The sequence below is a fragment of the Kitasatospora sp. NPDC048722 genome (assembly GCF_040650235.1).
Lineage (GTDB): Bacteria > Actinomycetota > Actinomycetes > Streptomycetales > Streptomycetaceae > Kitasatospora.
On sequence record NZ_JBEZGX010000017.1, the window covers coordinates 20008 to 34445 of the forward strand.

The 14438-nt window shown below is 71.4% G+C and carries 14 protein-coding genes and 2 pseudogenes; 6 read left to right on the forward strand and 10 right to left on the reverse strand.

The window, feature by feature from the left end; translation table 11 throughout:
- Window positions 1–183: 183 nt before the first annotated feature.
- Window positions 184–327 carry a hypothetical protein gene (locus AB0C76_RS15030; RefSeq protein ID WP_359964559.1) on the reverse strand — a complete coding sequence of 48 codons (144 nt, stop codon included), beginning with the start codon at window positions 325–327 and terminating at the stop codon, window positions 184–186.
- A gap of 380 nt (window positions 328–707) precedes the next feature.
- Here AB0C76_RS15030 and AB0C76_RS15035 point away from each other — a divergent pair, with 380 nt between their 5' ends.
- Both AB0C76_RS15035 and AB0C76_RS15040 read left to right on the forward strand, forming a co-directional pair.
- Window positions 708–845: a hypothetical protein gene (locus AB0C76_RS15035; protein ID WP_359964561.1), complete on the forward strand. Its 138-nt coding sequence runs from the start codon at window positions 708–710 to the stop codon at window positions 843–845.
- 98 nt (window positions 846–943) lie between these two features.
- The gene (locus tag AB0C76_RS15040) at window positions 944–1327 is read left to right on the forward strand and encodes a hypothetical protein (protein WP_359964563.1); all 384 of its coding nucleotides are present in this window, start codon (window positions 944–946) and stop codon (window positions 1325–1327) included.
- 160 nt (window positions 1328–1487) lie between these two features.
- Here the strand turns inward: AB0C76_RS15040 and AB0C76_RS15045 are convergent, their stop codons facing one another.
- From AB0C76_RS15045 to AB0C76_RS15060, 4 genes and pseudogenes are all read right to left on the reverse strand, one after another.
- Window positions 1488–1940 (reverse strand): DUF3592 domain-containing protein, encoded by a 453-nt coding sequence (locus AB0C76_RS15045; protein WP_359964565.1) that lies wholly within the window; start codon window positions 1938–1940, stop codon window positions 1488–1490.
- A 221-nt stretch (window positions 1941–2161) separates the two neighbouring features.
- Window positions 2162–2275 (reverse strand): annotated as a pseudogene (locus AB0C76_RS15050) (IS630 family transposase); the annotation flags it as partial.
- Window positions 2276–2546: 271 nt separating this feature from the next.
- Window positions 2547–2894: a hypothetical protein gene (locus AB0C76_RS15055; RefSeq protein WP_359964567.1), complete on the reverse strand. Its 348-nt coding sequence runs from the start codon at window positions 2892–2894 to the stop codon at window positions 2547–2549.
- Window positions 2895–3327: 433 nt separating this feature from the next.
- Window positions 3328–3606, reverse strand: a complete 279-nt coding sequence (locus AB0C76_RS15060; protein WP_359964569.1) for a hypothetical protein — start codon at window positions 3604–3606, stop codon at window positions 3328–3330.
- Between the two features lie 119 nt (window positions 3607–3725).
- Here AB0C76_RS15060 and AB0C76_RS15065 point away from each other — a divergent pair, with 119 nt between their 5' ends.
- Window positions 3726–3860 (forward strand): hypothetical protein, encoded by a 135-nt coding sequence (locus AB0C76_RS15065; protein ID WP_359964571.1) that lies wholly within the window; start codon window positions 3726–3728, stop codon window positions 3858–3860.
- A gap of 43 nt (window positions 3861–3903) precedes the next feature.
- On the opposite strand, the gene AB0C76_RS15070 is transcribed toward AB0C76_RS15065, so the two are convergent.
- The 3 genes from AB0C76_RS15070 to AB0C76_RS15080 all read right to left on the reverse strand — a co-directional run bounded on the left by AB0C76_RS15070 (window position 3904) and on the right by AB0C76_RS15080 (window position 8683).
- On the reverse strand, window positions 3904–4272 hold the full coding sequence (locus AB0C76_RS15070) for a hypothetical protein (protein WP_359964573.1): 369 nt from the start codon (window positions 4270–4272) through the stop codon (window positions 3904–3906).
- Window positions 4273–4911: 639 nt separating this feature from the next.
- Window positions 4912–6777: an FAD-dependent oxidoreductase gene (locus AB0C76_RS15075; protein WP_359964575.1), complete on the reverse strand. Its 1866-nt coding sequence runs from the start codon at window positions 6775–6777 to the stop codon at window positions 4912–4914.
- Between the two features lie 1114 nt (window positions 6778–7891).
- Window positions 7892–8683 carry a hypothetical protein gene (locus AB0C76_RS15080; protein ID WP_359964577.1) on the reverse strand — a complete coding sequence of 264 codons (792 nt, stop codon included), beginning with the start codon at window positions 8681–8683 and terminating at the stop codon, window positions 7892–7894.
- 131 nt (window positions 8684–8814) lie between these two features.
- Here AB0C76_RS15080 and AB0C76_RS15085 point away from each other — a divergent pair, with 131 nt between their 5' ends.
- The 3 genes from AB0C76_RS15085 to AB0C76_RS15095 are packed head-to-tail and all read left to right on the forward strand — an operon-like array spanning window position 8815 to window position 12486.
- Window positions 8815–10299, forward strand: coding sequence for a methyltransferase domain-containing protein (locus AB0C76_RS15085; RefSeq protein ID WP_359964578.1), 1485 nt, complete (start codon window positions 8815–8817; stop codon window positions 10297–10299).
- A gap of 12 nt (window positions 10300–10311) precedes the next feature.
- Window positions 10312–11205: a class I SAM-dependent methyltransferase gene (locus tag AB0C76_RS15090; protein WP_359964580.1), complete on the forward strand. Its 894-nt coding sequence runs from the start codon at window positions 10312–10314 to the stop codon at window positions 11203–11205.
- Between the two features lie 36 nt (window positions 11206–11241).
- Window positions 11242–12486, forward strand: coding sequence for a cytochrome P450 (locus tag AB0C76_RS15095; protein WP_359964582.1), 1245 nt, complete (start codon window positions 11242–11244; stop codon window positions 12484–12486).
- A gap of 743 nt (window positions 12487–13229) precedes the next feature.
- Here AB0C76_RS15095 and AB0C76_RS15100 read toward each other — a convergent pair.
- Both AB0C76_RS15100 and AB0C76_RS15105 read right to left on the reverse strand, forming a co-directional pair.
- Window positions 13230–13469 (reverse strand): hypothetical protein, encoded by a 240-nt coding sequence (locus AB0C76_RS15100; RefSeq protein ID WP_359964584.1) that lies wholly within the window; start codon window positions 13467–13469, stop codon window positions 13230–13232.
- A 170-nt stretch (window positions 13470–13639) separates the two neighbouring features.
- Window positions 13640–14406 (reverse strand): annotated as a pseudogene (locus tag AB0C76_RS15105) (transposase).
- Window positions 14407–14438: the final 32 nt, after the last annotated feature.

Sequence of the window (14438 nt, forward strand, 5' to 3'; positions counted from 1 at the left end):
CACCGGGGAGCATCCGCGCCGAGTTCCGCTGCGCGGCGCCACTGACGCCCGGGGCGACGAAGCGGCGGTGCAGCAGGCTGAACGTCACCTCGGGCTCGCCGGAGATACCGGCCTTCTCGAGCGCGGGCGCCAACCGTTCGGCGAAGAACGTCTCGAAGGCCTGCTGCGACTCCCAGACGTCGGTCACGTGCAGGCCCTGCGCGTCGAACCAGGCGATCTGCAGGGCCTGCCGGCCGGCTCGACCTCCTCCCAGCGGACCTCGTCGCGCACGGTGTCGTACTGCTCGGGGGTGGTCCCGGCCCACCGCATCGACATCACCACAGCCATGTCACCGCTCCTTCACTCCCACCCGCTCCCCGCCGCGGTCCTTTCTCCCCACCTTTTCCAGCCAACTCCCGTCGAGGCCCGGCACGCACGTCGATCCCGCGCCCTGGCCGTCGACGAGCTGACCGGCTGTCGAATCACGGATTGGACGGCAGTGGAAAGATCGTCCTGGTCCTCGGCCCCGTCGCCGCCGGTGCCCTCAACCAGTTCCGGCTGATGTCCGGATCGCCCGGGCCCGCCGCGCCGACGACACCGCGTGCCCCTTCACCCCACGCTGCGCCACTTCCCGAAGGTGGTCCGGGGCGAGGTCGTCCTCGGGACCGCGGTCCTCGTGGTGATGCCGTTCCGCACCGGGTCCGCCTGTACCGGGTCCGCCCGCACCGATGCCCTCTGCGCCGGCAGCGTCTTCGCCCCCCGGTGTCGCTCTGCTCCTCGCCCCCGCCGTCTCGCTGTACGCCACGGCCAAGGCCTCCGGCGCGCTGTCCCGCCGCCCGGCGGCCACCCTGGCGGCGAGCGTCTGACGCCAGCTGCCCCACCGCCCGGATGCACCCGGTCGTACGGAGTGGTCGACTCGAGACGACGGGAAGTCTCGGGGGCCGTCACGGAGAGGAGCCGAGCGATGCCGAAGGTATCCAAGCAGTCCGCGACGAAGGTCCAGGAGTTCGGTCCGGTGACCGACCGCCGCGAGGAGATGAACGGCTACACCGTCGAATTCGTCTCCTTCGGGGCGGACGCAGACCTGGACGGGCCGCTGCAGTCGCTGCCCGACGGGATGTGCCGGTGCCCGCACTGGGGCTACGTCATCGCCGGGCGCATGCGCTTCGTCTTCGCCGACCACGAGGAGGTGTACGAGGCGGGCGACGCGTTCTACCAGCCGCCGGGCCACCGACCGTACGTCGACGCCGGGACGGAGCTGCTGCAGTTCAGCCCCACCGACGCGCTCGCCCGCACCGAGCAGGCCATCATCGACTGGATGGGCCGCCAACAGGGCGGTACGCCGTAGCCGTCCGGCCGCCGCGTGCTGCCGGTCTGGCCTCTAACGGGAGGCCGGCCGGCACACGGTGGCCTGCCCGGCCGCCCAGGTCGTCGCGCCTGTCGGGCTCTGGGGGCGCGCCCGGTCGTCGCCTAAGGAGGCCTCACCCGCACCCTTGTGCCTTTCGGCCTCAGTGTCCCGTGCGGACGACCACGGCCAGCATCGCGAGCGCGGCTGCGGTGACCACGAACGGGAGGACGGTCGCGGCGAAGCGTTGACCGCGTGTGGCGACCACGGCGGTGTGTGGATGGTCCGGGAGGTAGAGCACCGGGACCTCGGATCCTCGCTGCAGGCTGATGCCGGGACCGGAGCCCGTCTCGGTGATCCGGACCCGTTCACCGTCGGCGGTGACGAACCCGATGATGGGGGCCGTCCCGCCGCCCCTGCCGGCGGACGACATGTGCTGCTGCCCCACCACGACGCCCGTCGTTCGGACGCCGCGTCGGCGAAGGATCCGGGCCTTTCGCACGCTGTTCGTGCCGATGGCGAAGGAAAGAACGGCTATCAGCCCCAGCACGAGATACGGAATCACGGCAGCATCGTACGGGCGCGCTGCCCGTTTCATATCGGTGGGGGAACGCACGAAGAGGTGATGCCGCCGCTGAGGAGGAGGCGGCCGAACGCGCCCGTCTCGCCCCGCGACTCGGGGAAGGCCAGCGGCAACCTCCACCGGCCGACCGTCTACCACCGCAGGCTCCAACACGTCTTCCACACCTCCGCGTTGGTCAGCATCCGCTGCAATCCGAACTCACGGGTGTTCTACGACCGCAAGCGCGCCGAGGGGAAGAAGCATGTCCAGGCCGTGATGGCCCTGGCCCGCCGACGGGTCACCACCGACCCGGTGCCCCGGCGGACGATCCACAGCAGCCGTCTGCCCTCGTCGTCATCGATCTCACGGACCTGCACGCGTTCAGCCACGTGATCATTCTGACGGTCCGGCGCCGCCCGGAACAGCAACCGGGCGGCACGTCACGACTACGCCCGCCGGGCCGGCGGGGGAGTGCTGGTGGCCGTCCCCTGGGACGGCGAATAGCCCGGGCCGCCCCGAGACGTGAAGCGGACGGTCAGCGGGGCCGGCTCGTCGCCGCGCCTCCGCAGTCCGCCGGGCCGTCGTCCTGGTGGTTCGCCTCGTGCGGTCCGGGCGAGGCCTTGGCAGCCGTCGCCGTGGTCACCGGGCCCGCCGGCCCCGTCAGCGCTGCTGGCGTCCGGGACAGCGGCGTGCGAGGCCTTCCCGTAGACGGTTCACACCGGTCAGGATGGGGCCGAAGAACGGGATCGCTGCTGCCAGCAGGCACTGGGCGCTCGCCGCGACCGGCAGGTGCAGGAGAAGCAGCCCGTAGGCGCACGCCAGGAGCAGGACGATCGACGTCCCTGCCACGGCACGGCCGGTCCGCTTCAGGCCGCGGGGGACCCCGCGGCCCGCCTTGTCCGCCGCCCACACCTTGAGCGCGATGGCGAAAAATGCGAGGACCAGGGCCGTCACCTCCACGGTGGTCAGGACAACGGTCACGAGAACGTCGACTACCAACTGCCACATCTGGTCATCCTCATGCGGATCGCCAGCCCCGTCTTGAGTACGGGTACTCAAGTCTGTGACTGCAACCGGCTGGCACGCACCCGCACCGCAGCCTTCGCGCCGCGCGGCACCGAGCAGACCGCGGCCCGCCCGTCCCAGGACCGAGCTCGCCTACCCCGCCGCCGACGGAACCCTCGACGGCCCGGCGAACCGCACCGGCGGCGAGGCGGACCCGATCTTCCGCCCTCGGACCTGGCTGCGTAAGCAGGACAAGGCCCGCACCGACTGCAAGCTGACCGACCAGCAGCCAGCGCTCCCGGACGCCCTCTCTCGGCACGCCGGGACCGTCGCCGGCTCGGTCTGGGGCCCCGACCGCTCCCGCTGCACCGGGCGGCGAGGGCTGACCCCGCCGCCCGGCCTGGCCCCCGGCGTACGGGGCGGAGCCGGTGAGGGGTTACTGGAACGGTCGGGCGAGAATGGCCAGTTGTTGCTCGGCGACGGCGCCTATGGGGCCGGGGGTGCCGAGGTGGGCCACGATGGTGGTTTCGAACAGCTCCAGCATCGACTGGGCCTCGTGGATGGTCTGCAGGGTGAAGCTGGCGTGCTTGCGTCGGTCGCCGCCCAGGGCGGGGATGCGGCCGGTGATTACCTCGTTGTGGATGGTCTCGCTGGTCTTGATGGTGTGGCGGTACTTGTCGCGCAGGAAGTCGACCATCGCCTGGGTGTCGTTCATCGCGCCATAGTGGCGTACTGGCCGCCGGAGCACACCTTTTTCGGCAAGGGCGGTTTCGTGGCCTCGCTCCCGTGTGCGGTGTCGGCACACCCTTCTGGGAGCCCGTCACCGACACTCCCGTGACCTCCCTCACGCCCGGTCCGGCCCGGGTGGGCCGGGGTGCCTGGCTGCTCGTGGCCGAAAAGCAGCCGCCCGCCGCCGACTTGGCCCGGGCGCTCCGCCCCGCCCCCGCCGCACCCGAGGGCGAGGGCTGACCTCACCGCCCGGCCCTCCTCGTCCGGTGTTCGACCGGCGCGGTCATCGTTGGAGTTCCCAGGAGAGTGCCAGCACGGCCCCGACCGGCAGGGCGAACATGCCGACCAGAACGCGGTTGCGCAGAGTGTGAGGGAGGCCGGCGACTGCCGGATAGGCCAGTAGGCAGGCCGCCGCGAGGACGTCGACCACGAAGACGACGGCCGGTGGGTGCAGCGGGTGTGAACTGGCGCGGTTCGCCCAGCCGGTGACGACCTCGAAGCTGGAGAGCAGCACGACCACCGAGGCCAGCACGTTGGGGACGGGCGCCAACGCGGCGTGCGGGGTCATGCCGCCGGGTCGGAGCCGTGCAACGGCGACCAGCAGCCCGACGCTGAAGGCGATCGCCAGCACGGGCACGATGACGAAGATCAACGGTTCCTCCAGTGGGTCGACGCGACGGCGCTCACCGCCGCGGGCAGCAGGACGGCGAGGAGGAGCAGGGAGACGATGACCACGGACAGGTCCACGGGCCCCGGGGCCCAGGGCTGCGAGGTGTGCGGCGCGGTGCCGGCGGTCGGGGCCGTGGCCCCGCCGCTGGGCGTGGTGGGACTCGGTGTCGCTGCGGCGGGCGTGGTGGGACGGTCGGCGGGTGTGGTCGTCTGGCCGGGCCCGGTCGACGCGGGCCCTTCTTGTGGGACAAAGCGGGCGGTCGCTGCGGCTGGGGGAGGAGCCGCAACGGGAGCCGGGGCCGGGGCTGCAGGTGCGGGGGGCCGCTGGAGCGGTGCCACGGTCGGCTGCTGCTGCTGCGCCGGCGGGGCGGGGGATTGGGTGGCGGGCCGGGTCACGGCCGGTGGGTCCTGGCTCGCCGGCGGGCCCGGTGCCGCCTGCGGCGCGGGGCTCGGCGAGGACGGTGGGGTGCCCGGGGCCGAGGGCGCGGGCAAGGTGGTGGCCGGGGCCGCAGGCCACCACGCAGGCGGCGGTGTCGGATCGGGGCCGGGGCAGTCGGGCGTCGGGGCCGGTGTCTCGGTCCCGACGCCCGGAACCGGCGCCGCCGTGCGGGGTGCGACAGGATCAGGCACCGCTGTTGACCTGGAGCGCGGCCTCCACCCCGGAGGCCACGGCCCCCGCGATCCAGGCGTGGTAGCGGGGGTGGCAATGGTCCCCGGCGAAGTAGAGCCGACCGTCGACGGGCGTGGCGACGTGCGGCCCGAGGCTGGTCAGCTGGCCGGGTGTCTCCACGACCGCCTCGCCCAGTGCCCACCGGTTGCGCAGCCAGGACTGCGACACCGAGCGGTCGGTGGCGAACTGCCGGATCCGGTCGCCGTACAGGGCCGCGAGGTGGTCGAGCGCCTCGGTGCGCCGGTCGTCGGGGGCAAGGGCGTCGAAGCGCATCGCGTCCTCCGCCCAGTTGTAGGCGGCGAGCACGACGCCGCCCGGTGCGCCCTGGTCGCCGGCGTGGGAGGGGAAGTAGACGAAGCGGCAGGCCTCGTCGCTCACGCAGCCGCCGCCCACGGCCGGCCGCCCGGGCCCGTGGGGCGCGGGGCGGTACGCGCCGCCCGTCCGGCTGCGCCAGGTGTCCTCGTCCCACTCCCACCAGCGCTCGGTGAATTCCAGCAGCACCTTGTGCGCGGTGTCGTGGTGCAGTTCGTTGATCGCCCGCCGCTTCCCGTACGGCAGCAGCGGGTCGAAGCCGACGTGGCGCAGCGCCGCGAACGGCACGGCGAGCACCACGGCGTCGGCCCGGTACTCGTGCACCGGTGCACCGATGGCGCCGGCGCAGGCTTCGTCCTCGGGGCCGGTCTCGGGCGCGGCGAGGACGGTCACGCGGCCGGAGGGGTCGAGCACGACCTTGGTGACCACGCGGTCCTGTTCGATCGGCAGACCTTGGGCCAGGGCGGTGGTGAGGGCGTCCGTGCCGTCGGAGAACTCGAAGTAGGTGACGGCCGGGTTGATGTCGACGGCGTCCAGGGCGGAGTGCAGGAACCCGTAGGAGAGGCGGCTGGTGAGGTTCTCCAGGGTGCCGACCGCCTGGATCTGCGGTTCGTCCCAGTGTGCGATGTCCGTCAGGTAGCGCCGGAGGGAGTAGCCGTCCAGGTCGTGCAGCAGGCGCGCCATGCCGTCGACCCGCTCCTCGATGCCCTTGTCCGACCAGGTGCCGTCCGGGTTCCTGGTCTGGGTGTAGGAGCGGGCGGTGGCCAGCGCTTCCTCCAGGGCGGCGGCCGCGGTCTGCCCGCTGTCCCAGCCGAAGGACTTGTTGACGGGCCGTGGGTCGGCGCCGTAGGCGGCCTTGGTGACGGTCTGCCCGTTGACGTGGATCAGCCGTGAGCCGAGGGCGGCCGGCGCGTGGTACGGCGGCCGCGTTCCGGTGCTGAAGGTCTCGCCCGTCCAGGAGGTGTAGAGGACCTGGCTGTCGCCCGAGACGAGGTCGGGCGTCGGGTCGGTGTCGACGAGGTGGAACGGGCGGCGGGCGACGCCGAGCCGGTCGGCGAGCGCGAGGGTGAGGACGTGGCTGGAGGGGATCCGCATGGCGCCCGCCTCCGCCCGCAGTCTGGAGTCCTGCCAGACCTCGCCCCGGAAGGTCTTCACCCGGCCGCCCACCCTGCTGCGGTTCGCCTCCAGCACACGCACCCGGTGCCCGGCCGCGCGCAGCAGTCGCGCGCAGACCATCCCGGCCACCCCGGCACCCACGACCAGGACGTCGCGTTCGCGGACCGCCCGCAGTTGGGACTTTCCGGAGAGGATCTTGAGGTATTCCAGGGTCAGGTCGTTGTGGGATTCGTCGGTGAGCAGGATCCGGCGGGCCATCGTCAGCGAGTTCGCGTACCGCGCGACGTCGCGCACCGGTTCGGTAGGGTGCGCGGTTCCGGAGAAACCGGAGAGCGAGCCCACGGTCGCGGCGGAGGCCGCGGTGGAGAGGAGAGCCCTTCTGGTGATCATGGTCCACAGATTGACAGGTGCTGGGCTCACCACTTCGCGCGGTTGAGCCGGACTCACTCGAACGCTCTACAGATGCATACGAACGATAGTTCGCTCGGAACTCGTTCACCGATCGGCCGTTCGGACGCACGGCGTGTCACCGGTCTCCTGCCGACGGCCGGAAGCCGCCGGGCAGCGGTTCCGGGGGGCGCCCTGGAGGCAGGCCGCCGTTCTCGGCTTCCCGTCGAAAGCCGGTTTTTCTGCCGGTCCCGGGCTGTTCGCACGCCTCGACCGTGCCCACCCCGGACTGCAGTAGACGCCAGTACCCCGCCTCGACATCGAGCCCGCGCTCGGGTTCCCGCCTCGCCGTCAACTCGCCGGGAGCGGGCGAGGTTGCCGGCCAGTCCGCGGAGGAGCTCCGACCGGTGCTCCTGGGGGATGCTCCACGCGGAGAGCGCACGATGGTGGCGGGCGCGGTCGACTCGGTCGGGGTCGGCGTCGAGGTCGGCGGCGATGGCTTCCACCGCCGACTGGAACAGCTACCAGGCCGCGTCGCCGGGGCGGCGGTCCCGCAGCAGGTCCAGGGGGGTGCCGGCGCATCCGCGGGGCATGCCGAGGTTTGTCGCGCAGTCGGTCCAGGTGCCGCATGCTGTCTTCTCGACGAGCTTCAGCGCTGCGGCCCGCCGGACATGCTTGCCGTTGGCGCGACCGGGACCTCGTAGCTGGACGGTGGAAGCTTCACGGTGGCGTTCGCACCAGGCCGTCGGGATGATCCGGGAAACCTCGGCCGCGGTATGGCGGGCGGCCTCGCGGGAGGGCACCCGCAGGCGAACCCGGGCGTGCTTGCGACGCCCGGCTGCCGGGAAAACCCTGTTCTGGCTGGAGAGTGCTCGGGCGAGGGACTCGGACATCGGCCGGCGGAGCCGGTCATGCCCCGTCCCGGCACGACCCCCGTCGACCGCGGCCCGGGCTCCTTCCTGGGTCCGTGACGGTTGGAAGAAAGGAGCCGGCGCAGGTCCCGGGCCCGCGCCCTGGGCTCCTTCCTGGGTCCGTGACGGTTGGAAGAAAGGAGCCGGCGCAGGTCCGGGCCCGCGCCCTGGGCGCGCCGGCGGCGCCACTGTCGGTGGCCGACGGTTCATTCTTCGGCGCCGGAGCCGAGCCGGTAGAGGTGGAACTGCATGTTGGCGCCGTAGGGCAGGGTCGGCTCCGGTGTGATGCTGCGCAGGTGCCGGGCGCCGGCGAAGGAGCGGTTCAGGGAGTCGTGGGCGATCTGGTCGTTCGTCTTGATCGCCACCAGGCAGGGCCGGCCGTCCCGGGAGCGGCGGATGTCGTCGAGGATGGTCGGGACCGGCGGCGAGGTGCGGGTCAGGTCCAGGCCGGCCGGGGTGAAGGCCGGCCCCCAGGGAGGCTCGACGAAGTACGTGTCGCGGGGACCGCGTGCGGTCAGTTTGCCGAGCAGGTCCCGGTAGTCACCGAGGTGGAGCCGGGTTCGTGCGCCGATGCGGTCGAGGTTGTGGCGGGTTGCGGCGTGGACGGCCGGGTCGAGCTCGGCCGCGTACACGGTGGCGCCGAGGCGGGTGCCGAGGTGGTGGCTGAAGTTGCCCGAACCGCAGAACAGGTCCACAACCAGCGGCTCGTCGTCCTCGTGCGGGATGCCGGTGTGCAGGCCGACCAGGGTGTCGGCGACGGCGTCGGCGTAGTCGTCGATACAGCACTCGATCGTGGTGCGCCCGAGCAGCCGGATCCCGGCCGCCTCCATCCTGGGGGCCGGGATCCCGTACAGCGAGAGCCGGTTGGGGCGCCCGTAGATGAGTCGTCCCGCCTCGCAGAGTTGCTCGCCGGTCAGGACGGTGGTGCGCAGGTCACCCAGGAGCCGGTCGCGGAAGGCGAAGTACGCGGCATGGCTGACGTCGACTGTGCTGGTCATGCGGGGGTCAACTCCGGAGGAAGAGGCAAGGGGTCATCGCAGATTGACGACCGAGCGTGTCTGGATGATTCCAAAGTGTAGTCTCACTTCGGGGCTGATGATCACCGGCCCGGAACAGGAGCTATCGCACAATGACCGTGGAATCCTCCGTCTTCCCTTCGCAGTTACTCGGATCGGCGAAGGTCGCCGCTCGCCCGTTCGACGTTCTCGGCAAGACGTACGAGGACACCTACGCCCAGCTGCCCGAGCAACTGGCCGCGATCGAATGGCTGTTGGCCCGGCTGCCCGAGCGCGCGAGGGTGATGGACATCGGGTCGGGCACCGGCCGGCCGACCGCCGAGCTGATCGCGGCCGCCGGGCACGACGTGACCGGCTACGACGTGTCGAGCACGATGGTCGAGCTGGCGCGCACCCAAGTGCCGCACGCTCGCTTCGAGTTGGCCGACGTTCGAACGCTGGCGGACGCGCCCGGACAGTGGGATGCCGTCACCGCGTTCTTCCCGCTGCTCCAGATGCCCCGCGCCGACCTGGACGCCACTCTCGCGCGCATCGCCGACTGGCTGGCACCGGGCGGACTCCTCGTCTTCGCGACGGTGCCCTTCGACGCGGAGGACGAGGAGATCCAGTGGATGGGCCAGACCATCCGCTGCACCAGCTACCCAGCCGAAACGTACCTGCAACTGCTGCGCAAGGCCGGCCTCGACATCGTCCACGAGCAGATCAGCGTCTTCTACCCGGACTTCCCCGGCATGGGGGCCGAGGAGCACCTGTTCGTCCACGCCCGCAAGCCCGGCGGCCCGACCGTCGCGCCGCACGCCCTGGCCGGCCCGTACCCGCTGCCCGCCTCCTACCGGGGGCCGCACGAGCTCAGCGAGCAGGGCTGGTTGGGCATGGAGGCCCGCTTCGAGCGAAGCGACATCGGCCTGGTCGCCGACGCGCTCGCCGGCAACACCCGGGTGCTGGACGTCGGTGGTGGAACCGGCGCGGTCGTCCGGGAGATCGCCGCCCGAGTGGAGTCCGTGACCACCGTCGAGCCGCACGCGGCACGCGAGGACAGCATGCGCCCCCTCGCCGCGCGCGGGGTGACCGTACTGCCGGGGCGCGCCGAACAACTTCCCGTCGGGGACGGCGAGTTCGATGCGATCGTCGCCACCTGGGTGCTGCATTACACCGACGACCCCGACGCCGCCGTCGCCGAGATGGCCCGGGCCGTCGACCGTACCCACCCCGAGGCGAGGATCGTCATCGTCCAGGGCGCTCCGGACAACGAGCTGATCGGGCTGTGGAACCGCACCTGCGCCCACCTGATCGGCGAGCCCCGCGACCACCAGGGCTTCCTGCTCACCCGAGCCGCCCACGTGCTGGCCGAGCACGGTTTCGACGACATCGGCTTCACCCGTGGCCGCGTGGACGTGGTCTTCCCCGAGGAGGGCGCGGAGGCGAAGGCCCGCGCGGCGGCCGAGGTGCTGGCCGACTTCTGGAACACCGGACACCCCCGGCTCGCACAGCTGCGGGAGGCCCTGCTGCCCGCCCTGCGCGAACACTTCGCCACCGGCACCGACCGCTTCAGCGACGACGCCGTGATGCTCACCGCCCGCCCGCGCACTGTCCGATAGGAACCGCACACCGTGACCTCGACGCCCGTTGTCCCCGCCGGCGCCCCCGCCACCGCCACCTCGCCCTCGCTCACCTCCGCCGAGGTCGCGGCCTGGTACGAAGCCTCCGACGACCTGTGCAAGCTGATCAGCGGCGACAGCTTCCACTACGGCCTCTGGCAACCGGGCGACCTCGACGACCAGCTGACCGCGAGGGAGTCGGCCACCCGGGCGCAGAACCGGATGACCGATCTCTTCTGCGACCTGCTCGACCTCGCGCCAGGCCGGCACCTGCTCGACGTGGGCTGCGGCCACGGCAGCCCCGCCCTCCACGCCGCCCGGCAGCGCGGCGTCGAGGTCACCGGATGCAGCATCAGCCACGCCCAGATCACGGAGGCCACCCGCCGCGCCGCCGTCGCCGGCCTCGGCGACCGGGTCCGCTTCGGCTTCGGCGACGCCATGGACCTGCCCTACGACGGCGACAGCTTCGATGCCGCCTGGGCCCTCGACAGCTTCCCCCACCTCGACGACCCGGTGCAGGGGCTGCGCGAACTGGCTCGGGCGACCCGCCCCGGCGCTCCGATCCTGGTCACCTTCTACACCCAGCGCGTCCCCGCCACCGACGCCGAACTGGCCATGTGCCGCGACGCCTTCGCCTTCTGCCCGCTCCCCACCCACGACCAGGTCCTCACCCAGGTCCGCGCAGCCGGACTCACCCTGGAACGCACCCGCGACCTGACCCGGCACATCGCACCGACCGCCGACGCCTACGCCCGCATCTACCGCGACAACCGCGCCCTGGTCGCCGAAAGGTTCGGCACCCGGTTCGCCGACACCATGGACACCACCCTGGACGACACGCTCACCTTCCTCACCGACAAGACCGGCTACCTCGCATGCCTGCTGCGCGAGTCGGCACGCGACTGACACCACCACCCGTTCCCGTCCTCCGAGGAAACCCCCGTGACGACCCCGCCCCCCGGCTGCCCCGCGCACACCCCCGGCGCCATCGCCCACCATGCCAGCGGCGACTTCCACGCCACCTACGCACACCTGCGCCGAGAGCACCCCGTCTACCACGACCCCGAACTCGACCTCTGGGTCGTCTCCCGCCACCACGACATCGACGAAGTCCTACGCGACCGCGACCGCGCCTTCACCCCCGCCCACAGCTACGACCCCGTCCAGCCCACCGACCCCGAAGCCGCCCGTATCTACACCGCCGTCCACGACGTCCCGGTGGCCGCCTCCAGCGACCCGCCCGTCCACACCCGCTACCGCGACGCACTCACCGCGGTGTGGCCCACCAGCGCGAGCCAACTCGCCCCCTGGCACGCCCACATCGAAAAGCGCGCACTCCAGACGGCGGAGACCTTCGCCGCCCGGCCCACCCGCACCGGCGAACTCGGCGCCGACTACGCGCGCCCACTGACCTCACGCATCATGAGCGACCTCATCGGCATCGCCCCCGAGGACGAACAGTGCGTCATCACCGGCTCGTCCGGCATGGCCGACCTGCTGTGGTCCTTCCAGCAACCCGCCGACCAGCAGCGCTGCGCCCAGAGCGTCGTCGACCTGTGGAACCTGTGCACCCGCCTCGTCGCCCAGCGGCGCAACGACCCCCAGGACGACCTCACCACCGCCTGGATCGCCCACCGCGACGAGCACGGGCTCCCGCTGACCGACGCCGAGATCGCCTCCACCCTCATGGAAGTCCTCACCACCAACGCCGAAACCCTCGGCCTGCTCATCACCACCGCCATCCAACACCTCCTGGCCGACGGATACCGCCACCTGGCACACCAACCCGAACTAGCCTCCTCGGCCATCGAGGAAACCCTGCGCCTGGACCCGCCGCTCATCGGCTGGCTGCGCACCACGACCCGCCCGACCACCCTCGCCGGTACCGACCTCCCCGAGGGCGCCCGCCTGCTGCTGCTCATGCACTCCGGCGCCCACGACGAGGTCCACGGCGTCCGTGCCTCCGAGACCTTCGACCCCCGACGCCAGGACACACCGCCCGTCCTCAACTTCGGCGCGGGCATCCACTACTGCCCCGGCGCGCAGTACACCCGCCTCGTCGCCCGCCACGCCCTTGCCGCCCTCGCCACCACCCTTCCGGCACTCACCCTGACCGCGCCGGCACCGGCACCGCGACCGGCCAACCTCATCCTGCGACGCCCCGTGGAACTCAAGGTCGCCTGGTAGCCCCCCCGCGAACCAATCTCCGGCAGACCGGGGCCGGCGGGATGCGGCTGCTGGAGCTGCACCTGCACGTCGCGGTCAGCCGGTTCTGACCTCGCCCGGTGCCCCGGCCCCAACGCGGGACCGGGGCAGTCAGCCGGGTTCCTTCGACGGGATGTCCTGGTAGAGCAGCCTCGGAGCTTCGTCAGCCGTGCGTGGACATGGTGGGCCGTTCGGTTACCGGCACATCCGACGCGCGCCCGTCGCCCTGGTCGCCACCGACGCCGGACCCCTCGCCCTTGCCAACCCGCAGGAGGCGATGGCCGGCCTGTCGACGGAGTGCTGGCGCAGGCAGCGGTACACGGTGCACCAGTTGCGGCCAAGCGAACTCCTGGCCGAGGGCGAGGTCCGACTGCTGCGACGAGCTCTCGGCGAATGGGGCGGGCCGGCTCGGTGCAGCGACCAACTCGCCTTGCATGGGGTTCGTGGATGCTCGCGATCTGCTCGATCAGTGCCGCAGCCTGAGCCGCGCCCGGGGTGACGACGATCCGGTCAGACCTGTCGATTGGGCGCGGACTCTTCTGGCTGCGGAGATCGTCTTCGTCAGCGACCTCGCCGGTTCAGGCGTCGAGTGGCAGACGACCACAGGGCTCAGCGACGAGGCCACGCTCACAGTCCTCCGAGCAATCCAGCGAAAGCTGGGCAGGACCGTGAGCGCGTACTACGGAAAGCGACCGGCCGCAAAGCCGAGGTCGAGTTACGGGCTCTTAACTTCGACTGCGGAGCCTGCGCTTGCGGGTGATGACGGAGAAGCCGTGGAAGACAGGGAGGAGGAACACGAGAACGCCGGCCAGGGCGCGCCAGTTGGTCGTGTACCCGCCGAACACCGCAATCAGATCGACCGCGTACAGCAGTAGCCAGAAGGTCAGGTTGACCGCCAGGGCGGTCCACGAATTCCCTGGACGCGCAAAGGTGGCCTGTCTCCAGAATTTCTTCACGTTGTTCATCGGGTCGTCCTTGCGCTGCACTTCAGGGGGTTTGAGTCGAATGGAGCGCACCTGTTCATGGCGCGCTCCATTCGACTCAGGGGCGGACTACAGGTTAGGGGCTAAGGGTCGTCCCGTAATTGATCTCCGGTGGATCCGGGTTGGATGATCCGCCTCAGGGTTGGCTTCGCCTACGCGGCCTGTAGGAGGTTGTGGAGGCGGGCGATGCCGAGCATGGCGTGGTGAACGCCGTCGCCTTTGAGGCGGCAGTCGCGGAGGATCTTCCAGGTCTTCATCCGGGCGAAGACGTGCTCGACGCGGGCGCGGACCTGCTTGTGCTCACGGTTGTGCTCGACCTGCCACTCGGTGAGTTCGCCGCCGCGTGACCTCCGGTGCGGGATCACCAGACCGGTGCCCGGATAGCCGCCGTCGGCGATGGTCGTCGTCCGGCCGACGGCGGACTTCGCGCCCGACTCCTCCCATGCCTTGCAGTCGTTCCGGTTGCCCGGCAGGGGCTTGCCGACCACGACGACCAGTCGGGTGTGGGCATCGATGACGACCTGGTGGTTGGTGGAGTACCTGTAGTTTTTCGACTGCTCGGCGATCGTGTGGTCGCGGGTGGGAACCAGGGTGCCGTCGACGATCAGCACAGTGCCCTTACGGAAGCGGCGCCGCGGGTTGAGCGCGAGCAGGGGGCGATGTGGTCGAGGATCCGGCCGGCAGCAGACTTCGACACCCCAAACAGAAGCGCGAGCTGCCGCAGTGTCAGGTTCGTACGCCAGTATGCGGCGACCAACAGGACCCGGTCCTCCAGCGGCAGGCTCCACGGGCGGCCTCGGCGCATCGCGCCGGCGCCCTCGCGGCGGAGTATCGTGATCAGCTTCTGGAAGTCGCGGGGGCCCAACCCGGTGAACGGGGATATCCAGGACGGCTCCGAAGCCGTGATCACAGCAGCCATCGCAAGATCGTTCCACAATGCCCGACGCGACA